This is a genomic window from Halorubrum sp. SP3, assembly GCF_005435195.1.
GTDB lineage: Archaea > Halobacteriota > Halobacteria > Halobacteriales > Haloferacaceae > Halorubrum > Halorubrum sodomense.
The window spans coordinates 19,006-39,490 of sequence record NZ_SGTU01000020.1 but is presented as its reverse complement, the minus strand read 5'-3'; the positions used below and the strand labels follow the sequence as shown (position 1 = coordinate 39,490).

At 70.7% G+C, this 20,485-nt stretch carries 19 protein-coding genes, 1 tRNA gene and 1 pseudogene; 10 read left to right on the top strand and 11 right to left on the bottom strand.

The features are described from left to right. Positions 1–27 precede the first annotated feature (27 nt). Complete coding sequence (locus tag EXE42_RS13540) at positions 28–381, top strand: hypothetical protein (RefSeq protein WP_092924218.1); 354 nt, start codon at positions 28–30, stop codon at positions 379–381. A gap of 20 nt (positions 382–401) precedes the next feature. On the opposite strand, the gene EXE42_RS13535 is transcribed toward EXE42_RS13540, so the two are convergent. After that, positions 402–1,043 carry a ribonuclease HI family protein gene (locus EXE42_RS13535; protein WP_137706716.1) on the bottom strand — a complete coding sequence of 214 codons (642 nt, stop codon included), beginning with the start codon at positions 1,041–1,043 and terminating at the stop codon, positions 402–404. A 137-nt stretch (positions 1,044–1,180) separates the two neighbouring features. Between EXE42_RS13535 and EXE42_RS13530 the strand changes: the two are divergent. Then, a pseudogene (locus EXE42_RS13530) lies at positions 1,181–1,522 on the top strand (aldo/keto reductase); the annotation flags it as partial. Between the two features lie 145 nt (positions 1,523–1,667). Then, on the top strand, positions 1,668–2,138 hold the full coding sequence (locus EXE42_RS13525; RefSeq protein ID WP_092924224.1) for a universal stress protein: 471 nt from the start codon (positions 1,668–1,670) through the stop codon (positions 2,136–2,138). A 12-nt stretch (positions 2,139–2,150) separates the two neighbouring features. Here the strand turns inward: EXE42_RS13525 and EXE42_RS13520 are convergent, their stop codons facing one another. The 6 genes from EXE42_RS13520 to EXE42_RS13495 all read right to left on the bottom strand — a co-directional run bounded on the left by EXE42_RS13520 (position 2,151) and on the right by EXE42_RS13495 (position 9,755). Continuing rightward, a complete protein-coding gene (locus tag EXE42_RS13520) occupies positions 2,151–2,804 on the bottom strand; it encodes a DJ-1/PfpI family protein (RefSeq protein ID WP_137706715.1) in 654 nt (217 codons plus the stop codon). Positions 2,805–2,871: 67 nt separating this feature from the next. After that, positions 2,872–6,102 (bottom strand): carbamoyl-phosphate synthase large subunit, encoded by a 3,231-nt coding sequence (gene carB, locus EXE42_RS13515; RefSeq protein WP_137706714.1) that lies wholly within the window; start codon positions 6,100–6,102, stop codon positions 2,872–2,874. A 194-nt stretch (positions 6,103–6,296) separates the two neighbouring features. Further along, the gene (locus EXE42_RS13510) at positions 6,297–6,521 is read right to left on the bottom strand and encodes a hypothetical protein (RefSeq protein WP_086221077.1); all 225 of its coding nucleotides are present in this window, start codon (positions 6,519–6,521) and stop codon (positions 6,297–6,299) included. 128 nt (positions 6,522–6,649) lie between these two features. Continuing rightward, complete coding sequence (locus tag EXE42_RS13505; protein WP_092924233.1) at positions 6,650–7,183, bottom strand: DUF5815 family protein; 534 nt, start codon at positions 7,181–7,183, stop codon at positions 6,650–6,652. A 68-nt stretch (positions 7,184–7,251) separates the two neighbouring features. After that, on the bottom strand, positions 7,252–7,473 hold the full coding sequence (locus EXE42_RS13500; protein ID WP_092924236.1) for a hypothetical protein: 222 nt from the start codon (positions 7,471–7,473) through the stop codon (positions 7,252–7,254). 59 nt (positions 7,474–7,532) lie between these two features. Continuing rightward, positions 7,533–9,755, bottom strand: coding sequence for a CDC48 family AAA ATPase (locus EXE42_RS13495; RefSeq protein WP_092924239.1), 2,223 nt, complete (start codon positions 9,753–9,755; stop codon positions 7,533–7,535). A 227-nt stretch (positions 9,756–9,982) separates the two neighbouring features. Here EXE42_RS13495 and larC point away from each other — a divergent pair, with 227 nt between their 5' ends. Further along, positions 9,983–11,416: a nickel pincer cofactor biosynthesis protein LarC gene (gene larC / locus EXE42_RS13490; protein ID WP_137706713.1), complete on the top strand. Its 1,434-nt coding sequence runs from the start codon at positions 9,983–9,985 to the stop codon at positions 11,414–11,416. A 27-nt stretch (positions 11,417–11,443) separates the two neighbouring features. Here the strand turns inward: larC and EXE42_RS13485 are convergent, their stop codons facing one another. After that, a complete protein-coding gene (locus EXE42_RS13485; protein WP_137693485.1) occupies positions 11,444–11,791 on the bottom strand; it encodes a hypothetical protein in 348 nt (115 codons plus the stop codon). A 553-nt stretch (positions 11,792–12,344) separates the two neighbouring features. Here EXE42_RS13485 and aspS point away from each other — a divergent pair. The 3 genes from aspS (at position 12,345) to EXE42_RS13470 (ending at position 14,943) form a co-directional block, all read left to right on the top strand. Then, entirely contained in the window at positions 12,345–13,649 is a 1,305-nt protein-coding gene (gene aspS, locus EXE42_RS13480; protein ID WP_092924249.1) for an aspartate--tRNA(Asn) ligase, read from the top strand. A 234-nt stretch (positions 13,650–13,883) separates the two neighbouring features. Further along, entirely contained in the window at positions 13,884–14,195 is a 312-nt protein-coding gene (locus tag EXE42_RS13475; RefSeq protein ID WP_137706712.1) for a hypothetical protein, read from the top strand. Between the two features lies 1 nt (position 14,196). Next, positions 14,197–14,943, top strand: coding sequence for a DUF4382 domain-containing protein (locus EXE42_RS13470; protein ID WP_394348002.1), 747 nt, complete (start codon positions 14,197–14,199; stop codon positions 14,941–14,943). A 290-nt stretch (positions 14,944–15,233) separates the two neighbouring features. Here the strand turns inward: EXE42_RS13470 and EXE42_RS13465 are convergent, their stop codons facing one another. Continuing rightward, on the bottom strand, positions 15,234–15,929 hold the full coding sequence (locus EXE42_RS13465; protein WP_137706710.1) for a VTT domain-containing protein: 696 nt from the start codon (positions 15,927–15,929) through the stop codon (positions 15,234–15,236). Between the two features lie 75 nt (positions 15,930–16,004). Next, entirely contained in the window at positions 16,005–16,832 is an 828-nt protein-coding gene (locus tag EXE42_RS13460) for an NAD(+)/NADH kinase (protein WP_137693482.1), read from the bottom strand. Between the two features lie 197 nt (positions 16,833–17,029). On the opposite strand from EXE42_RS13460, the gene EXE42_RS13455 reads away from it, so the two are divergent. Together EXE42_RS13455 and EXE42_RS18605 are read left to right on the top strand one after the other, a co-directional pair. Further along, positions 17,030–18,409: a KaiC domain-containing protein gene (locus tag EXE42_RS13455; RefSeq protein WP_137693481.1), complete on the top strand. Its 1,380-nt coding sequence runs from the start codon at positions 17,030–17,032 to the stop codon at positions 18,407–18,409. Positions 18,410–18,520: 111 nt separating this feature from the next. Further along, positions 18,521–18,691, top strand: coding sequence for a hypothetical protein (locus tag EXE42_RS18605; RefSeq protein ID WP_157746005.1), 171 nt, complete (start codon positions 18,521–18,523; stop codon positions 18,689–18,691). Positions 18,692–18,802: 111 nt separating this feature from the next. Here EXE42_RS18605 and EXE42_RS13450 read toward each other — a convergent pair. Next, positions 18,803–18,873 (bottom strand) — tRNA-Gly (locus tag EXE42_RS13450). A 118-nt stretch (positions 18,874–18,991) separates the two neighbouring features. Between EXE42_RS13450 and EXE42_RS13445 the strand changes: the two genes are divergently transcribed. Next, positions 18,992–20,482, top strand: coding sequence for a M28 family metallopeptidase (locus tag EXE42_RS13445; protein ID WP_137706709.1), 1,491 nt, complete (start codon positions 18,992–18,994; stop codon positions 20,480–20,482). Positions 20,483–20,485: the final 3 nt, after the last annotated feature.

Here is a 20,485-nt window from a genome sequence, read left to right as displayed (position 1 = left end):
CAAGTGCGCGCGGCCCGAAGCGCACCCGTGACCGACGACGCGTTCTCCGACGGCGACCGCGAGGAACCGACCGTCTCCTGCGAGCGGTGCGGCCGCGAGTGGAATCTCGACCGCGAGCTCGACGACCTCGACCCCGGCGGTCACGCGGTCGAGCAGTTCGCGCTCGACCACGAGCGCCACACCGGCCACTACCCGGACGACGTGACGCCGTGGACCGCTCGGTGTCGGCGCTGCCCGGACGGCGAGCGGTTCCTCGCGGAGCGGCCGGCCCGGCGCTGGGCGGAGACGCACGCGCGGCACACGCGTCATCCCGTCCGGCTCGAGGCGCCGACCGGCGCCGAGGATCTCGTCTCGGCCGACGGAGAGGTAGACGGGTCGTAGCGGCCGTCTTCGGGCTCGAATCACGGGCCGAGCGCCGCGATGTCGGCGCCGACCGCCGCCCGGGCGTCCGCCGGGTTGGGGTCGCTGTCGGCCAGGTGCGTCCAGTCGCAGGCGGACAGCGCCGCGAGCCGGTCCCGGATGGCCGGCCGGTACGGCGCGGCCGAATCGACGCCGTCGCCGCTCCCCCAGACGTCGTCGATGACGGTCCGCGAGTCGATGCGGACCTCGACGGCGGCGGGGTCGCAGCGCGCGGCCAGCGCCTCCAGCCCCAGGTGGAGCGCCGCGTACTCCGCGGTGTTGTTCCCGGCCCTCCCGACCGGTCGCCCCAACCGGACCGCCGATTCGCCGTCGGTCCGCAGCACGGCGCCCGCGCCGGCAGGCCCCCGGTTCCCGCGGGAGCTGCCGTCGACGTAGAGGACGACACTGCGGTCGTCGGAGCCCCACGAGCCGTCGCCCTCGGCGGGCGGGTCGGCGGCCAGGACCGCCTCGACCGCGGTCCGGATCTCGCCGTCGCTCGTCCCCGGGTCGAACAGGCCGCCGTACCCGGTCACGGCGTCGTCGATCGCCTCGATGGCGGGGCCGATCTCGTAGCCGTACCGCGCGAGCACGTCGTCGACCCGCCTCGCGAGCGGCGAGAGCCCCTTCGTGGGGAGTCGGTCCACCTCACCCCTCCGTCGACGGCCGCGCTCCCTGTCGATCCATTACCGGCGTATCGGGAGGCCGAGACAAAAAGGCGCGGGCACCGCGAGGGCGCGGCCGCGACCCGAACGAATTCCTCCCCGCCGCGCGTGGCGGTCGGATGGAGTACACGACGCTCGGAGGGTCCGGGACGAAGGTGAGTCGGATCGGGATCGGGACGAACACGTTCGGCGGGGACGCGGACTGGTACCTCTCCGCCGAGGAGGCACGGGCGGTCGTCGACACCGCGATCGACCACGGGATCAACTTCTTCGACACCGCGAACGCCTACAACGCCGGCGAGAGCGAGCGCGTCCTCGGCGAGGCGCCCGACGGGTACGACCGGGACCGGCAGGTGATCGCGATGAAGGCGTACTTCCGAATGGACGACGACGACCCCAACGCTGGCGGGCTCTCGCGGAAGGCGATCGAACAGGAGCTGGCGAACAGCCTCGACTGGCTGGCGGAACCGTACGAGCCGGTCCCGATCGACGGCCACGGCTGAGCCGTCCTCGACCCCGACCGCGCTCGCCGGTCGACCGAGAGGGCGACCGCGGGGAGCCGTCGCATCGACAGCGTATTTACGCCCCGGGCCCCACCGACTCGACATGACGCTCGTCGTGGTTCCGGTCCGGTTCCCTCCCTCGTCGCACTCCGCCGCGACGCTCCGAGAGGCGGCCCGCGTCGCCGCCGAGCGCGACGCCGCCCTCACCATCCTCCACGTCGACCTCTACCAGCGGTCTGGCGGCGTCTCGCGCAGCGATCTCAAGCGCGCGGTCGAAGAGCGAATCGGCCGGGTCGACCGCGCGCGTTACGTCGTCCGGCGCGGGTTCCTCGTCGAGGAGACGATCCTCGAAGAGATCGTCGCCGAGGACGCCGACGTCGTCGTCATCGGCTCGAAGCAGGCCGGGCGGTGGCGCCGGATGGTCCAGAAGCTGCTCTCGGACCCCGACATCGACTCGTTCCTCCGCGGCGAGCTCGACTGCACCGTCATCACCGTCGACGCCGACGGCGAGACCACGGTCGACGAGACCGGCGACGACGCCGCGCCGCTGCCCGACGACGCTGGGGACGACTGAGTCGCGGGCGACCTACGCCGCGACCTCGTACCGCCGCTCGTACTCGACGACGGTCGCCACGCGGTCTGCGACCCCGGCGCCGAACTCGCGCTCGACCACGTACAGCGCCAGGTCGATGCCGGAGGTGACCCCGCCCGCGGAGAGCAGGTCGCCGTCGTCGACGACGCGCGCGTCGACGACCTCGGCGCCAGACTCCCGGAGTTCCTCGATCGCGGAGGTGTGCGTGACCGCTCGACGCCCGTCGGTGACGCCCGCCTCCGCGAGCAGCATCGAACCGGTACACACCGAGGCGATCCGGGTGCCGGCCGCGTGGTGCGCCGCGAGCGCGCGCGGCACGTCGCCCTTCCGCGCCTCCACCCACGCGCTCGCGTCCTCGTCGCGCGCGCTCCATCCCCCGCCGGGAACGACGAGCAGGTCGGGGGAAGCGTCGGCGTCCGGGTCGGGAAGGGTCCCGTCGACGCCGACGCGGGTCCCGTGGCTCGCGGTCACCGCCTCGCGTTCGTCGAGCGTGACGTAGCGGACGCGCCCGGCGCGGCCGTCGTCGTCGGCCTCGCCGTCTCCGTCGGACCCCTCCGCCGCGTAGCCGAGCGCGTAGTCGAACACCTCGTAGGGGCCGATCCCGTCCAGTTCGTCGAACCCGTCGTACAGCAGAATGTCGACGTTCACACCGCTCTGGAGGGCGGCGGGCGGCTTGTGCGTTCCCCCTCCGGACGGACGCGTCGCCCCTCCGACGCTACTCCGCCGCGCCCCACTCCGCGACGCGCTTCGGACGGTCCGAGACCGCCATCACGTCGAGGTCGTCGCCCGTGTGGTCGAGCGCTTCGAGCGCCGCCTTCGCGGAGGCGTGCGTCGAGAAGTAGGTGATCTCCTCTTCGACCGCCACCTCCAGCAGGTCGCGCTGGCGCGAGACGATGAGGTCGAGTTCGCCGCGCTTGGCCGCCTCGATCAGGTCCGTCGCCTCGCTCAGATCGAAGTGCTCCGCGTACCCCGCGACGAGCGCCTCGCCCGCCTCGGTGCCCGGGTCCGGGAACTCCTCGGCCGAGAGGTCGACGACCGCGGTGCCGGACTCCAGGATCGGCTTCCCGGTCGAGTCCTGCGCCTTGTCGTACGCCTTCCCGAAGGAGGTCGCGGTGCCCATCACCTCGCCCGTGGACTTCATCTCCGGGCCAAGCCGGGGGTCCGAGCCCGGCAGGCGGTCGAACGGGAGGACGACCTCCTTCACCGAGCGGTGTTCGGGGATCTGCTCGTCGACGTCGAGGTCGGCGAGCGTCAGGTCGTCCGTCATCACCTTCGCCGCGAGCTTGGCGATCGGGACGCCCGTCGCCTTCGAGACGAACGGGACCGTCCGCGAGGAGCGCGGGTTCGCCTCCAGCACGTACACCTCGCTTTCGGCGTCGGGGTCGTGGACGCCGGTCACCGCGAGCTGGACGTTGAGCAGGCCGACCGTGTCGAGCGCGCGAGCGATGTCCTCGGTGACCTCGCGCACCCGGCCGAGCGTCTCGTCGCCGAGCGAGCGCGGCGGGATCATACACGCGGAGTCGCCGGAGTGGACGCCCGCGCTCTCGACGTGTTCCATCACGCCGCCGAGAAGCACGTCCTCGCCGTCGGCCACGGCGTCGACGTCCAGCTCGACCGCGTCGTCGAGGAACTGGTCGACCAGGATCGGCTTGTCCGGCGAGACGCGGACCGCCTCCTCGATGTACTCCTCCAGCTCGGCGTCGTCCTCGACGACCCGCATCGCGCGGCCGCCCAGCACGTAGGAGGGGCGGACGAGGACCGGATAGCCGATCTCGTGGGCGAGCTCGAGCGCCTCGGCCTCGCTCGTCGCGGTGCCGCCCTCGGGCTGGGCGACGCCCAGCTCGTCCATCAGGACGTTGAACCGGTCGCGGTCCTCCGCGAGGTCCATCGCCTCGACGCTCGTGCCCAGGATCTCGCAGTCGAGCCCGCGGCGGTCGATCTCCGCCTTGAGGGGCTCGCCCACGTTGACGGAGGTCTGCCCGCCGAACTGGACCATCACGCCGTCGGCGCCGGTCGTCTCGATCACGTCGGCGACCTCCTCGGCGGAGATGGGCTCGAAGAACAGGCCGTCGGAGGTGTCGTAGTCCGTCGACACCGTCTCGGGGTTGTTGTTGATCACGTGCGCGTCGATTCCGAGCTCGCGGAGCGCGCGCACCGCGTGGACCGCGCAGTAGTCGAACTCGACGCCCTGCCCGATGCGGATCGGGCCGCCGCCGACGACCACGACGCTCTCCACGTCCGGGTCGACGCGGACCTCGTCCGCCGCGCCCGCGGTGTCGGCGCCCTGAAGGAACTCCGGCAGCCGCGCGGAGTAGTAGTACGGCGTGGACGCCTCGAACTCGCCCGCGCAGGTGTCCACCTGCTTGTAGGTGCGGTCCGGGACCTCGCTCTCGACCCGCCCCACGTCGGCGTCGACGCCGCCCGCGGTCGCGGTCGCGGCGATCTCCGCGTCGGTGCGGCCGACCATCGCGGCCTCGGTGAAGTCGCCCTCGGCGGCCGCGGCGGTGCCGTCGGCGATCTTCTCGAAGCGCTCGACGTACCAGCGGTGGATGCCGGTCAGGTCGATCACGTCGTCGACGTCGTAGCCGCGGTCGAACGCCTCGAACATCGCGTACGGGCGGTCGGGGGTCGGCCGTTCGAGGTACCCCGACTCGAGCTCCGCGTCGTCCACCTCGTCGAAGTCGACCGCGGGGTCGTACTCCGAGGAGCGCAGCGCCTTCACCATGCTCTCCTCGAACGTCCGACCGATGGACATCGCCTCGCCGGTGGACTTCATCGCCGTGCCGAGCTCGAAGTCCACGTCGTCGAACTTGTCGATGGGCCAGCGCGGCACCTTCGTCACCACGTAGTCGATGGCGGGCTCGAAGGCGGCGGTCGTCTCGCCGGTGATCTCGTTGTCGATCTCGTGGAGCCGCTTGCCGAGCGCGACCTTCGCCGTCACGCGGGCGATCGGGTAGCCGGTCGCCTTCGACGCCAGCGCCGAGGAGCGGGAGACGCGCGGGTTCACCTCGACGACGCGGTACTCGCCGCCGGGGGTGCCGTCGTCGTGCCACGCGAACTGGATGTTACAGCCGCCCTGGATGCCGAGGTCGCGGATCACCTCGAGCGCCGCGTCGCGCATCTCCTGGTGGCCGTCGTCGGGGATCACCTGCGAGGGGGTAACGACCGTCGACTCGCCGGTGTGGATCCCCATCGGGTCGATGTTCTCCATGTTACAGATGATGATGCAGGAGTCGTCGGCGTCCCGCATCACCTCGTACTCCAGCTCGACCCAGCCCGCGATGGACTCCGTGATCAGCACCTCGCTGTTGCGCGAGAGCCGGAGCCCCTTGCGAACGCGCTCGACCAGCTCCTCGAACTCGTCGACGACGCCCGAGCCGGAGCCGCCGAGGGTGTAGGTCGTCCGGGCGATGACGGGGAGGCCGCCGACCGCGTCGACCGCGTCCTGGACCCGCTCGCGGAAGTACTCCTCGTCGAAGTCGGTGACCGACTCGTCCTCGTCCAGCGAGATGGTGGTCGACTTGGGGACCGGCTGCCCCAGGTCCTCCATCCGCTGGCGGAACAGGTCGCGGTCCTCCGTCGCGTAGATGGTGTCGAGCGGCGTGCCCATCACCTCGACGTCGTGTTCCTCCAGAATGCCCTCCTCGGCGAGCTCGGCGGTGACGTTGAGCCCGGTCTGGCCGCCGAGCCCCGCGATGACGCCGTCCGGCTCCTCGATCCGGATGACCTCCGCGATGGCCTCGGGCGTGATCGGTTCGATGTACACCCGGTCGGCCGTCTCGGGGTCGGTCATGATCGTCGCCGGATTCGAGTTCACCAGGACGACGCGGGCGCCCTCCTCCTGAAGCGCCCGACACGCCTGTGCGCCGGAGTAGTCGAACTCGGCCGCCTGTCCGATCTGGATCGGTCCGCTGCCGATGAGTAGAATCGTCCGGTCCTCGCTCATTACGCGGACGGAATACGCTCATCGTAATAAGGTCGGCGGTAGAGTACGAATCTCGCAGCGAGTTTGCGATTTTCGCAAGTCATCGAGTACCACGGTGGTCGGTACTACACGGCATTCGGTCCGTCCCGATGGCCGTGAGCCCGCGTCGAGTCTCGAGCCCCTCGACGTGGGACCCCTTCCGCGTATCGACCGACTCAGGTCTCGAGCCGGTACCGGTAGGGCCGGCCCGCGATGACCTCGACCTCGCCGCGCTCGGCGCGGCGCCCGAGTACCGTTGCGACCCGGTGCGGGCTGTCGATCGCCTCGCACTCGTCGCACTCCTCGACGAGGGCGAGGATCTCCCGCGCCGTCAGCGGCTCGTCGGCCTCGGCGAGCACGCCGCGGATCCGGTCGTACCGGTCGTATTCGCCGGCGCTCATACGTCTTACGTAGGGTCTCCGAACATATAGGGTTCAGTGAGACAGGAGTCGGACGGTTGTCAGACACGAGCCGTGAGACGGCCGTTATCCGGCGCTTCGGTGTGTTTCGAGCGGCGCTCGGAGGGAGTTCAGGCGTAGGGATCCTCGGCCTCGAGGTCGCGCTCCGCGCGGTACTGCTCGACGAACTCGCTCACGTCGAACTCGACCATCTCCCGCTCGAACGCCGACAGCGCCTCGTCGTCGTCGGCGTGGCTCACTGCGTGTTCCATCAGTTCGATGACAAGTTCGACGACAATCTCGTGGAGTCGGCGCGAGTCGAACCGGGTGACCCACGCCATCGCGTACCCCACGTCCGCGTTCTCGCTGGCGTCGTGCGCGACGACGGCCTCCGGAAACTCCTCTAACACCACGCCGAGCAGGTGCGGCGTGTCGAACTCCGGCATCTCCTCGCTCGTCGTCTCGATCGCCTCGCGGAGCACCTCGACCAGGAACTCCGGGAGGAATCGCTCGGGGGGATGAACGTCCATCACGACCGCGTGCGCCTCGCCGCAGTCGCACTCGTACTCGCGCATTCCGAGGTCCAGGTCGCCGACGCCGATCGTCTCCCCGCAGGGTAGCTCCAGCGCGTTCTCGTCGCCGCCGGGGACGCGGGGCTGGGACATGGTCTCGCTTGGTCGCTGGCGAGGTTAAAAGGCGCGGAACCAGACGCTCGGGGTTCGGACGGGGACGACTACTCGGGGTCGCGTTCTCCGTGTTCGTCGTCGTCCCCGTGCGTGGCCTCCTCGTCCCCGTGACCGCCCCCGTGCGTCTCCACCTCGGCTTCGACCTCGATCTCGATCCCGTTCGCCTCGTAGGTCGCCTCGATCAGTTCGGCGTCGCCGCGTTCGATCTCCAGTTCGTCGCGGTCGACCTCCACTTCGACCTCCACGTCGACGGTGACGTCGTCGGACATGGCGCCCGCTACGCGCGCGATACGCAAAACGTCCCCGCAGGAAAGGCGCGTCGCCGGCGTTACTGGAACCCGATCCGGCCGCCGGTGTCGCGGAGCGACTCGCCGCCGCCGCCCTTGAACTGCTCTTTGATGTCGTCGTAGTACGCGAGGATGTCGTCGTTTACCGTCGGCCGCACCGACTCCATCGCGCGCCGGAAGTGTTTCATCTCGACCTCCTCGGCGTCGTCGTCGTCGCGCAGCGCCTCGATGGCGGCCTCGCGGGCGATCCCCTCCAGGTCGGACCCGACGTAGCCGTCGGTGATCTCGGCGACCTCGCGCAGGCTCACGTCGGGCGCGAGCGGCGTGTTCTGGGTGTGTATCTCGAGGATCCGCTCGCGACCCTCCTGGTCCGGCTGGCCGATCATCACGAGGCGGTCGAACCGCCCCGAGCGCAGCAGCGCCGGGTCGATCATATCGGGACGGTTTGTCGCGCCGATCACCATCACGTCGCCCATGTCCTCGAGGCCGTCGAGCTCCGTCAGCAGCTGGTTGACGACGCGCTCGGAGACGTTGTTCCCGGCCTCCTGCCCGCGCGAGGGCGCGAGACTGTCGAGCTCGTCGAAGAAGATGATCGTCGGGCTCACCTGCCGGGCCTTCCGGAAGGTCTGTCTGATCGCCTTCTCCGACTCGCCGACCCACTTCGAGAGCAGCTGCGGCCCCCGCACCGAGATGAAGTTCGCGTTCGTCTCGTTGGCGACCGCCTTCGCCATCAGCGTCTTCCCGGTTCCGGGCGGGCCGTACAGCAACACGCCCTTCGGCGCGTTGACGCCCATCCGGTCGAACTTCTCCGGCGAGGTGAGCGGCCACTCCACCGACTCTTGGACCTGCTGTTTGGCGTCGGTGAGTCCCCCCACGTCGTCCCACGATATCTTCGGGAGTTCGACGAGCACCTCGCGCATCGCCGAGGGCTCCACCTCGTTCAGCGCCCCCGAGAAGTCGTCGCGTTTGACGATCATCCGGTCGATAAGACTCGGCGGCACCTCCTCTTCGTCTAAGTCGATCTCGGGGAGATACCGGCGCAGCGCCTTCATCGCGGCCTCCTTCGTGAGGCTCTCGATGTCGGCACCGACGAACCCGTGCGTCTCGTCGGCGAGGTGGTCCAAGCTCACGTCGTCCGAGAGCGGCATCCCGCGGGTGTGGATCTGGAGGATCTCCTTGCGCCCCACCTCGTCGGGGACGCCGATCTCGATCTCGCGGTCGAACCGACCCGGCCGGCGGAGCGCGGGGTCGACGCTGTCGACGCGGTTCGTCGCGCCGATGACGATCACCTGCCCGCGCGTCTCTAACCCGTCCATCATCGTCAGCAGCTGGGCGACGACGCGGCGCTCGACCTCGCCGGTGACGTCCTCGCGTTTCGGCGCGATCGAGTCGAGCTCGTCGATGAAGATGATCGAGGGCGACTCCTCTTTCGCGTCCTCGAATATCTCCCTGAGCTGCTGTTCGGACTCGCCGTAGTACTTCGAGATGATCTCGGGGCCGGCGATCGAGAAGAACGACGCCGACGTCTCGTTGGCGACCGCCTTCGCGAGCAGGGTCTTCCCGGTGCCCGGCGGGCCGTGGAGCAGGACGCCCTGCGGCGGCTCGATCCCGAGCTTCGAGAAGATCTGCGGGTGTTTCATCGGCAGCTCGACCATCTCGCGGACGCGCTGGATCTCGTTTTGAAGGCCGCCGATGTCCTCGTAGGTGATGCCGCCGCCGGTCTTCTCGAACCCGGAGATCGGCTCTTCGCGCAGTTCGACCTCCGTGTCCTCGGTGATCAGGCAGACGCCGTCGGGCTCGGTCTCGACCGCGATCAGCGGGATCGCCTGGCCGGGCGACCGCATGAACGGGTGGTTCGTCGAGGACATCACCGGGACGATGTCGCGCTCGACGACCGGCCGCTTGAGGATCTGACGTTTCACCATGCCGGCGGCGTCGGAACCGAACTGGACCGACGCATCCTCCGGCGGGGCCAAGACGAGCTTGTCGGCCTTCTCGGCCTCCGCCTTCCGGATGGTGACGCGCTCGCCGATGCCCACGTCCGCGTTCTGTCGGGTGAACCCGTCCACCCGGACGGTGTCGGTGTTCCAGTCTTGGCGGTCGGCGCGCCAGACCTTCGCGGCGGTGGTCTCCGCGCCCTCGATCTCGATGATGTCGCCGGGCGAGAGCTTCAGGTGGAGCAGGGTGTCGGGGTCGAGTCGGGCGATACCGCGTCCCGAGTCGTTCGGGTACGCCTTCGCGACTTCGAGTTGGACTTCGTTCATGGTTCCTCGCGGGGGATGATCGTATCTGGACCCGGTCCGGGAATAAGCCTGTTGCCCGTCTCCGGCCCGCCGATTCCTCCGGTCCGATCGGCGGCCACGGTAGGCTGTGTGATCATATGGCACGGTACGGAGTCCGGTCATAAAACCCCGTCGTAAGCGTGCCTTTTCGCCGTCGGTTGGAAGCCCGAATCCGGAGGTATTTGTCCGCCAGTCGCCTCGGGGAAATCATGCGAACGCTCGTCTTCGACGGTCGGACCGGCGCCGCCGGCGACATGATCTGCGCCGCGCTGATCGCGGCCGGCGCCGACCCCGACGCCCTCGCCCCGGCGAGGGACGCGCTCCCGGTTCGGTACGCGATCGGCGAGACGGAGAAGAACGGGATCCGCGCGACGACCGTCGACGTCCTCGTCGACGACGGCGACGGTGCGGTCGAGGCCGACGCGGACCACGACCATGACCACAGCCACGGTCGCGACCACAGTCACGATCACGGTTACGATCACGACCACGGCCACGGGCACGACCATAGCCACAGTCACGACCACGACCGCGAGACGGACACCGCCGAATCAGAGACCCACGCCGAGGGCGCGGGCGTCCAGCGGAGCTACCGCGAGGTGGTCGACCTCGTCGGGTCGATGGATCTCCCCGACGCGGTCGAGTCGACCGCGCTCGACGCCTTCGAACTGCTCGGTCGCGCCGAGGCGTCGGTCCACGGCACCGACCTCGACGAGACGCACTTCCACGAGGTGGGCGCGGACGACGCGATCGCCGACGTGGTCGGCGCGGCGCTGCTGGTCGACGACCTCGGCCCGGAGCGCGTGGTCACGACGCCGCTCGCGGCCGGCGGGGGGACGGTCGAGATGAGCCACGGGACCTACCCGGTCCCGGCCCCGGCCACGACCGAGATCGCGAGGCGAGCCGGGTTCCGGATCGTCGGCGGGCCGATCGATCGCGAGCTGCTCACGCCGACCGGCGCCGCGATCCTCGGGGCGATCGCCGAGGGCGTCGATTCGGTCCCGGACCTCGCGATCGAACGCGCCGGATACGGGGCCGGCGACGCCGACTTCGAGCGCCACCCGAACGTCCTCCGCTCGCTCGTCGGGGACGGGGGAGGGGCGAGCGACGAACACGGCGAGGTCGACGGGAAACGCGACCCCCACGTCGGCCACGACCGCGGTGGGGCGCTCGCTCACGACGACATCGCCGTCTTAGAGACCAATCTCGACGACGCGGCACCGGAGGTGCTCGGCGGGCTTCAGGAGACCCTCGCGCGCGCTGGCGCGCGAGACGTGACGATCGTCCCGACGACGATGAAGAAGTCCCGCCCCGGCCACCTCGTGAAGGCGATCTGTAAGCCGGAGGACGCCGAGGCGGTCGCGGATCGACTCGCCCGCGAGACCGGAACGCTCGGAGTGCGTCAGTCCGGCGCGAGCCACCGCTGGATCGCCGAGCGCGAGTTCGAGACGGCGACGCTCCGGGTCGGCGGCGCGGACCACGAGGTGGCGGTGAAGGTCGCGTCGACGACGGACGGGGAGGTGTACGACGTCAGCGGAGAGTACGACGACGCGGCCGCGGTCGCCGCGGCGACCGGGCTTCCGATCCGCGAGGTGCTCCGGCGCGCCGAGGCCGAGGTGCGGGAGCGGCTCGACGGCGACTAGGTTGGAACACCGCGGTCCCGGACCCCGTCAGTCGGGCGGGTCGACCCGCTCGACGCGCTCCGGGTCGACGCCGAACCCGTCCGCGAGCCGCTCGCGGACGCGGTGGACGACGAACTCGTCGGCGCCGTCGGGCTCGGCGCCGTCGAACTCGGCGTCGGACGCCGCCCCCTCGTCGACCGCGAGGGTGGCGATCGCTTCGACCGTGGTGTCGTTGAGGCCGGGCCGGAGGCCGGCGATCTCGATCGCCTCGACGCTGAGGCCGTCGATTCGTTCGATCTGTGCTCTGGCGCCGGCGACGAGGTCGCCGGCGGCCGCCTGCGAGACGCGGACGGTCACCGTCGCCTCGACCGACGGCGTGTGGATGGCTGCCGCCATACGCCCTCGCCGCGAGTCGAACGCGGCGCGGCCGGTCGGTGTCCCGGATGACGATCCGGGAGCGACCGGTGCGCGTCCTTGAACGCCGCGCCGGCGACGACGGGGGTCGCCGACGGCGGCGCTCGCGAGGGTGACGGTCGTCCGACTCGACGCGCGCGACGGACAGCGGCGGCTGGAGAGAACGGGGTGCGGTCCGTCCCGGGGGAAATCTCCCCAGCCGACGCGCGTCACGCGGTCGGGCGGACGGACCGTGGATTCGGAATCCCGTAGCCGGTCCCGGTCCACCCGAGGAACGCGACGCTCGCGGACCGCGCGAGCGTCGAGAGGGCGGAACGGGTCATGGTCGGGATCCGCGGCGCGGGGTGCGCCGTCGTTCACCAGATTTGTCGGTTTCGTATTAAAATTATGTTAGTTATGCGACCACATGACACGGTGTGCGCGACCCGAGAGCCCCCGAGAATCCGCCGGAGCGGCCGCCGGCGCCCCGTTCCGTCGCCGTCGAGACGACAGGCCTATGACCGCCGCCCGACCAGTTGCGCGTAAGCAGTCCGTTATGATCGAGCGAATTCACACGTCGGACGTCGAACCGGACGCGGACGAGGTCGCCATCGCCGGCCACGTCCACGAGATCCGCGACCTGGGAGGCCTCGTCTTCCTCATCGTGCGCGACCGCGAGGGGCTCATCCAGATAGTCTTCAAGGAGGAGCGCGAGCCGGAGCTGTTCGAGGCCGTCCAAGACGTCGGGGCCGAGGACGTGGTCCGGGTCGTCGGCGAGCCCCTGGCGAGCGACCAGGCGCCCGGCGGCGTCGAGATCGCGCCCACCGAGTACGAGGTCATCGACGAGGCGGAGTCCCCGCTCCCGCTCGAGATCTCGAAGGACATCGAGGTCGACCTCTCCACCCGGCTCGACAACCGCGCGCTCGATCTCCGGAAGCCGGAGACGCTCGCGGTGTTCACGCTGCGTTCCGAGCTCATCACCGCCATGGAGGAGTGGTTCGACGACGAGGGGTTCGTCGACATCAAGACGCCCCTGATCTCGAAGGGCGGCGCCGAGGGCGGCGCCGAGCTGTTCCCGATCCTCTACTACAACCAGGACGCGTTCCTCTCGCAGAGCCCCCAGCTGTACAAGCAGATGCTGATGGCCTCCGGCTACGAGGCCGTCTACGAGACCGGCACCGCGTTCCGCGCCGAGGACTTCGCGACCTCCCGCCACGTCTCCGAGATCGCGATGTTCGACGTCGAGCTGGCGTACATCGACGACCACGACGACGTGATGGACGTCCAGGAGGCGTCGCTGCGCCACGCGCTCCGCGAGGTCGCGGAGAACGCCGAGCGCGAGCTCGACCTGCTCGACGTCGACCTGGAGGTCCCCGAGGACGACTTCCCGCGGATCACCTTCGACGAGGCGCTCGACATCTTGGAGACCGAGTACGGGCACTTCCCGGACGACCCGACCGACCTCGACACGAAGGGCGAGAAGCTGCTCGGCGAGCACTTCGAGGAGCGGGGCCACCCCGCGTTCTTCGTCGTCGGCTACCCCGACGAGAAGTTCTACTACATGCAGGACGTGCCCGACGACGAGATCGCCTCCCGGAAGTTCGACCTCATCTACAAGGGCCAGGAGCTCTCTTCGGGCGGCCAGCGCGAACACGACGTCGAGCGCATGGTCGAGGTCATGGAAGCGGAGGGCGTCGAGACCGGGAACTTCGAGTTCTACATCGAGGCGCTGAGCTACGGGACGCCCCCCCACGGCGGCTACGGGCTCGGCATCGACCGCCTCGTCCAGAAGGTCGCCGGCCTCGACAACATCAAGGAGGCGATCATGTTCCCGCGCGACCCGAACCGGCTGGAGCCCTGACCGGACGGCTCGGTCGACCGCGATCGGCCAGACGCGCCGACACCTCCCGAGACGAGGGCCGCGGCCGCGCCGCCGACCGCGACCGTTCGAGGCGTTCTGTTATATACTACCGCTGTTCGTGGCAGAAATCCCGCAGCAGACCGTCTTCCGGCGATAAAACCGGGTTAAATCGGGCGTAACTCGGCTGAACGGCTTGCGACATTAAAGCGCGTCGGGCACCGAGGGGAGTCCGTCATGAACGCGATCCGAACGACGCTGATCGTGGCGCTCGCCACGGTGGTACTGATCGGGACCGGCGCGGCCGCCGGCGCCGTCGCGGCGACTCCCGGGTCGGGCGACGCCCCCGGCGACGCGGGACCGCCGACCGACCTGCCGGACCAGGTGCCCGACTTCGTCGGCGGCATCCTCGACAGCGTGAACGAGTTCCTCGACGGCGGGCTCGACGACCTCGGGGAGACCGTGAGCGACATCGCCGGGAACGGCGCGAGCGAGGGTAACGGATCCGCCGCGAACGACGGGTCCGATGCGAACGAGGAGGGCGCGTAACGTGCGGGACCGCGCGCTCGACTTCGACGCGATCGACCGCCGGACGTACGTACTGGCGACCGGCGCCGCCGCGCTCGGCGCGACCGGCCTCGCCGGCTGCGTCGGCCGCGCGACGGGGACGCTCGCGACCGCCGTCACCGACCAGCCCGCCGATATCGACGACTTCGAATCGCTCGTCGTCACCGTCGAGGGGTTCTGGTTGGGACCGGAGGGGACACGGGCGGGGGCGGACGACGGGTCCGACACCGCCGACGGCAACGAGACCGACACCGCCGACGGCAACGAGACCGACACCGCCGACGGCGAGGAAGACGCCGCCGCCGGTGACGAGACCGACGGCGAGGAAGACGCCGCCGCCGGCCGCGAGTACTTCGAGTTCGACGAGCCGCAGGAGGCCGACCTCGTCGAGCTCCAGAACGGCGAGACGAAGCTGATCGACGAGCGCGAGCTACGGACGGGGACGTACCCGTTCCTCCAACTCGACGTCTCGTCGGCCGACGGGACGCTTACCGACGGGAGCGACGCGACGGTCGACCTGCCGGGCGACGCGCCGCTGAAGTTCAACGAGTCGTTCGAGGTCCGCGAGAACACGCGGACGACGTTCACGGCCGATTTCGCGCCGGTGTTGCGGGGGAACGGCCGGTACCTCCTCCGACCGGTGCCGAGCGGGATCGAGGTCGAGTACGAGGAGTCGGAGAACGCGGAAGGCGACGGATCGAGCGGCGGCAACGAGACCGACGGCTCGTAGCGACGCCGCATCCCCCCGGTCCCCCGTTGAAGTCGCGGTCGCGTCCGGCCGTTCGCGCGGAGCGAGCGCGGACCGCACCGCGGCTTCGGGGTCAGGGCTGGGTCGGTTCCCGGGATTCGGGGACCGGGGGAATGCGCGCGTCGCTGCGGTCGGTCTCCGAACCGAGGCACCCGTTCGCCGTCAGAGGCACACGATCCGCACGATCGCCCGCGCGACGACGCGTTCGGGCGATCTTCGCTTTCTCCGATCCGTTCGCCGATCGACGCCCTTGGAGCGTTTTTCGCGGCTCGTCACGCCGACGCCGTCGGGTCCGGCCCGAGGAACGTCCGGTAGAGGGGTCCGGCGAGTAGGAGCGCGCCGACCGCGGCCATGCCGAGGATCGCGGTCGGATCGAGGAGCGATCCGCCGCCCGCCGCGAGGCGGTCGAGCGAGACGCCGACCGCGACCCCGCAGAGCACCCACGGCAGTTCGCCGGCCGCGGTGCCGAGCAGGAACGATCGGGTCCCGACGCCGGCGGCCGCGGCGCCGACCGTCACCGCGTCGGAGGGGAGCGGCAGCAGGCGGGTGCCGGCCACGGCGCGAACGCTCCCCGATTCCGCCGCGAAGCGCTCGCCGGCGCGACAGAACCGCGCGGCGACGCCCGGCTCCTCGCCGGTTCCGGGGTCGTCCCGGAGTCGGAGTCGCCCCGCCCGGGCGAGCGCGTACGGCGGCAGCGCGGTGCCGACGACGAGCGCGAGCGCGAACGGGGTCCCGACCCAGCCGTACGCGAAGCCGACGGCGACGGCCAGCAGGGTCGTCGGCCACGCGAGCAGGGGTCTAACGGCCGCGAGCGCGACCGCGGCGAGCCCGAACCGTATCGGGTCGGTGGCGAGCCAGCGGAGCCGGGCGAGCGCCGCCTCGGGAGACGTCGCGAGCGCGAACGCCGCCAGCGCGGCGACGGCGACCCCCGCGAGGGCGTACCGTCCGAGCGTCGACCGGCGATTCACGCTCCCGGGTCGTCGGGCGTCCGATAAACGCTTTGTGGGTGCGTTCGACGGGACCCGAGGGCGCACGTTCCGGGCTCACGACAGCTTGCCGAGCGCCTCGAAGAAGTCGGAGGGCGGCCCCGCGATCCGTATCGGCGGCGCGGTCCGCTCGACGCTCACCTCGACCGGCCCGTCGAGGGCGGCGGTGTCGCGGCCGTCGCTGACGACCGTCGCGCCCGCGTCGCCCTCGATCTCGACGGTGACGGTCACGTCGGTGTCGACAACGAGCGGCGGCATCCCCTCGTCCGCGACCATCTCGTTGACGACCAGTCCGTCCACCTCGGGGTGGATCAGCGGCCCGCGCTCGGAGAGGTTGTACGCGGTCGAGCCGGTCGGCGTGGCCACGAGGACGCCGTCGGCGTGGCCGCCGGCGTACCGGGACCCGTCGACGCGAACCTCGTAGTCGATCCCACCGCCCGGCCCTCGCCGGTCGCCCTGAACGACCACCTCGTTCGCGGCCGGCGTCGACGTCCAGTCACCCGCGCTGGCGGCGAGCCGCGGGGCCTCGCGGACGTCCAGCCCGCCGTTGCGAAACGCTCTGATCTCGGCGCGGAGCGCGGCCGCGGCGTCCGCCGGCGGGACGGCGTTGAGGAACCCGACCTCCCCGAGGTTCACCCCGACGATCGGCGTGTCGCCGGCGTTGCGCGCGACGAACAGGAACGTCCCGTCGCCGCCGACGGCGACGACCAAATCGCAGTCGTCGAACCGGTCGACCGGCCGCGCGTCGTCCCCGGCGGCGAGCGCCGCGGCGGTCTCCTCGTCGAGCCAGACGGCCTCGTCCGCCTCGACGACGACGTCTCGAAGGGTCGCCGCGAGCGACGCCGCCCGCTCGCTTCCCTTTCGCGCCACGATGCCGACTTCCATGCGGAGTCGATCCCCGCCACCGGGTAAAAGCGTGCGGACATCGGCCGAATCGCACCGGGAGGTCGGGCGAATCGCGTCGGGACGTCGGGACAGACCGCTCCCACCGAGTTCTCGAAATCTGATAGCTCGCCGGAAAGTTTCAAGCCGCTCGGCCGCGTTGCTCGGCGCATGTCGACTCCCCACGGGCGGCGGAAACGATGAGCGAGGAGGACGACTGGTTCGAGCGCGCGTTACGCGAGACCGACGAGGAGTCCGACGAGCGGCCGGCCGGCGACGCGGGCCGGGAGCCCGACGGCGAGGAGGGAGAGGGAGACGGCGTCGACGCGGCGGGCGGATCGGACGGCGGGGAAGCCGGTCTCGCGGAGGAGGACGCGGACGATCCCTTCGGTGGCGTTCGCGAGGGGGACGAGCCCGGAGACGGCGACTCGGCGGCCGGCGGCCTTCCGGCGGAGGCGTTCGGCGATGTCGACGCCGATGCCGATAACGGAGAGTTCGACTCCTTCGGTGAGGGCGACTCCTTCGGTGAGGGCGACTCCTTCGGTGAGGGCGACTCCTTCGGTGAGGGTGACTCCTTCGGTGAGGACGGCGGCGACGCGGACGTCGACGCGGGTTCCGACGGTGGGAACGCCGAGACGGACCCGTTCGGCGCGGACGACCCCTTCGGCGGGCGCCGGAGCGGCGGCGGATCCGGAAGCGGTGCCGGCGGCGGGGACGGCGATGCGGTATCGAGCGGCGGCGGTGGCGACCCCTTCGGCGGCTACCGCGGCGCGGCGGGCGCGGGCGACGACGACTTCGGCTTCGAGGACCTCGGAGGCGGCGACGCCGACGCCGGCGGTGGCGGGGGCGACTTCGACGTCGACCCCGAGGAGTTCGAGTCGGAAATCGACCGGACCGACATCGGGATCGACGGCCTCGACGACATGATCCTCGGGGGGGTGCCCAGTCGGTCGCTGCTGTCCGTCATCGGCGGCGCCGGGACCGGGAAGACGACGTTCGCGCTCCAGTTCCTCAACCACGCCTTGGAATCGGGGAAGAAAGGGATCTACATCACCCTCGAACAGACCCGGGAGTCGATCTTCGACACGGCGACCGAGAAGGGGTGGTCGTTCCGCGAGCACGCCGCTGAGGACCGCCTCGCGGTCGTCGCCATCGACCCCATCGAGATGGCCAACTCGCTGTCGTCGATCCGCAACGACCTCGTCCGGCTCATCGCCGAGTTCGACGCGGACCGGCTGGTGCTCGACTCCGTCTCGCTCTTGGAGATGATGTACGACCACCCCGCGAAGCGTCGCTCCGAGGTGTTCGGGTTCACGCGCTCGCTGAAGGAATCCGGCGTCACGACGCTGCTCACCTCCGAGGCGAGCGAGGACACGGCGTACGCCTCCCGACACGGGATCGTCGAGTACCTCACGGACGCGGTGTTCGTCCTCCAGTACGTCCGCGGGTCAGATTTCCGCGAGACGCGCCTGGCCGTCGAGATCCAGAAGATCCGCGACGCGAACCACTCCCGCGAGACGAAGCCGTACGACATCACCGACACCGGCATCTCCGTGTACGACCAGGCGAACATCTTCTGAGCGGTCGCCGGGACCGCGTTCCAAGACGCGACCGCGTCCCGGACTCCGTTTCTGTCAGTCGCGCTCGGCGTCGTCAGATCGCTTTTCAGGCGTCGAACCCAATGCTAACGCATGTCACAGGACACGCTCTCCGAGTGCCCGTTCTGTGATTTCGAACCGGACGTCCCGCACGACGACGTCAAGAACGCGCCCGAGCAGGCCACGCACCGCGTCCACCAGCACGTCGAGGAAGAACACCCGGACCGAACGGACGAGCTCGACAGCTACACCGGTCCGGGATAGAAGCCAGCGCCCACGCGAATCCCCGGCACACCTGCGGCTCGCGATCTGCTCGCCGTAGGGAGTTCGCCGAGCGAAGCGAAGCAAACGTTGACTGCCGAAGTCAGTCAGAAGTGCACCGTCCGGGAATTGAACCCGGGCTATTAGCTTGGGAAGCTAATGTCCTACCACTGGACCAACGGTGCTCGATTCGAGGTACCCGACCGTCCCACTTCAACGTAGCGTTTCGGCCGACGCCGGCCGACCCCGACGATCCGGTGCCGCGAGCCATACGCTTAAGCCGTCACCGACGCAGGCACGCTCATGACCGACGACGCAGCAGACGCGACGCGAACGGGCGCGGGCGCCGCCGTCGACCGCGTGCGCGAGCGGGCGGCGGCCCTCGCCCCCGCGCTCGGCGCGACCTGGACCGAGGACGAACCGTGGCGCTTCCTCACGGACCTCACCGCGATCGGGAGCCGCATGGCCGGCAGCGAAGGGGAGCGCCGCGCCGCCGGACTCGTCGCGGACGCCTTCGAGCGCGCGGGGCTGGCGGACGTGCGCGCGGAGCCGTTCGACCTACCCGCGTGGGAGCGCGGGTCGGCGTCGCTCGACGTGACCGTCTCGGGCCGGGACGGCGAGCCGGCCACGCGCTCGTTCGAGGCCTTGGCGCTCCCGTACTCGCCGTCCGGGCGCGTCGCGGGCGAACTCGTCGACGTCGGCTACGGCACCCCGGCGGAGATCGACGAGCGCGACGTCGAGGGTCGGATCGCGGTCGCCTCGACCACCACCCCGGAGGGAGGCCGGTTCGTCCACCGCATGGAGAAGTTCGGCTACGCGGTCGAGGCGGGCGCGGTCGGCTTCGTGTTCGTCAACCACGTCGACGGGCAGCTACCGCCCACCGGGTCGCTCACGTTCGGGGAGGAGGCCGAGGCGGTCGCGGTCGGCGTCTCGAAGGAGACCGGCGCGTGGCTCCGCGAGTACGCGGTCGGCGGGACCGTCGGCGGCGCCGAGCGCGGCTCCGTCGGCGGCGCGGTCGACACGGCGAGCCAGGGGACGACGGGCGGATCGGGGTCCGTCGCGCGGGCCGAGCTCTCGGTCGAGGCGTCGACGACGCCGGGCGAGAGCCGCAACGTGATCGGGCGCGCCGGGCCGGACACCGACGAGCGCGTCCTCCTGCTCGCCCACTACGACGCCCACGACATCGCGGAGGGCGCGCTCGACAACGGCTGCGGGATCGCGACGGTCGCGACCGCGGCCGAGGTCTTAGCGGACGCCGCCCTCCCCCTCGGGGTCGACGTGATCGCGGTCGGCGCCGAGGAGGTCGGACTGCTCGGCGCCGAACACCTCGCGGACCGGCTGGACCTCGACCGCGTCAAGGGCGTGGTCAACGTCGACGGCGCGGGGCGGTTCCGCGACCTGGTCGCGCTCGCGCACGCCTCGACGGCGGCCGCGTCGGTCGCGGAGGCGGTGTCGACCGCGACGCGCCGGCCGATCGAGGTGGACGCGCAGCCGCACCCGTTCTCCGACCAGTGGCCGTTCGTGCGCCGCGGCGTGCCGGCGCTCCAGCTCCACAGCGACTCGGGCGACCGCGGTCGGGGCTGGGGCCACACCCACGCGGACACCCGCGACAAGGTGGACGACCGGAACGTCCGCGAACACGCGATGCTGATCGCCCTGCTCGTCGTCGAGTTCGCCGCGCCCGAACGCGACCTGCCCCGACTCGACCGGGACGAGCTCGCGGCCGCGTTCCGCGAGGCCGACTTCGAGACGGGGATGCGCGCGGCCGACCTCTGGCCGGCCGACTGGGACTGAGCG

What these genes read in the sequence shown, in the direction of transcription:
- EXE42_RS13525 (WP_092924224.1), top strand. Translation starts at nt 1,668, where the DNA reads ATGACGCTCGTCGTGGTTCCGGTCCGGTTCCCTCCCTCGTCGCACTCC.
- carB (WP_137706714.1), bottom strand. Translation starts at nt 6,102, where the DNA reads ATGAGCGAGGACCGGACGATTCTACTCATCGGCAGCGGACCGATCCAG.
- EXE42_RS13510 (WP_086221077.1), bottom strand. Translation starts at nt 6,521, where the DNA reads ATGAGCGCCGGCGAATACGACCGGTACGACCGGATCCGCGGCGTGCTC.
- EXE42_RS13505 (WP_092924233.1), bottom strand. Translation starts at nt 7,183, where the DNA reads ATGTCCCAGCCCCGCGTCCCCGGCGGCGACGAGAACGCGCTGGAGCTA.
- EXE42_RS13500 (WP_092924236.1), bottom strand. Translation starts at nt 7,473, where the DNA reads ATGTCCGACGACGTCACCGTCGACGTGGAGGTCGAAGTGGAGGTCGAC.
- EXE42_RS13495 (WP_092924239.1), bottom strand. Translation starts at nt 9,755, where the DNA reads ATGAACGAAGTCCAACTCGAAGTCGCGAAGGCGTACCCGAACGACTCG.
- larC (WP_137706713.1), top strand. Translation starts at nt 9,983, where the DNA reads ATGCGAACGCTCGTCTTCGACGGTCGGACCGGCGCCGCCGGCGACATG.
- EXE42_RS13485 (WP_137693485.1), bottom strand. Translation starts at nt 11,791, where the DNA reads ATGGCGGCAGCCATCCACACGCCGTCGGTCGAGGCGACGGTGACCGTC.
- aspS (WP_092924249.1), top strand. Translation starts at nt 12,345, where the DNA reads ATGATCGAGCGAATTCACACGTCGGACGTCGAACCGGACGCGGACGAG.
- EXE42_RS13475 (WP_137706712.1), top strand. Translation starts at nt 13,884, where the DNA reads ATGAACGCGATCCGAACGACGCTGATCGTGGCGCTCGCCACGGTGGTA.
- EXE42_RS13460 (WP_137693482.1), bottom strand. Translation starts at nt 16,832, where the DNA reads ATGGAAGTCGGCATCGTGGCGCGAAAGGGAAGCGAGCGGGCGGCGTCG.
- EXE42_RS13455 (WP_137693481.1), top strand. Translation starts at nt 17,030, where the DNA reads ATGAGCGAGGAGGACGACTGGTTCGAGCGCGCGTTACGCGAGACCGAC.
- EXE42_RS18605 (WP_157746005.1), top strand. Translation starts at nt 18,521, where the DNA reads ATGTCACAGGACACGCTCTCCGAGTGCCCGTTCTGTGATTTCGAACCG.
- EXE42_RS13445 (WP_137706709.1), top strand. Translation starts at nt 18,992, where the DNA reads ATGACCGACGACGCAGCAGACGCGACGCGAACGGGCGCGGGCGCCGCC.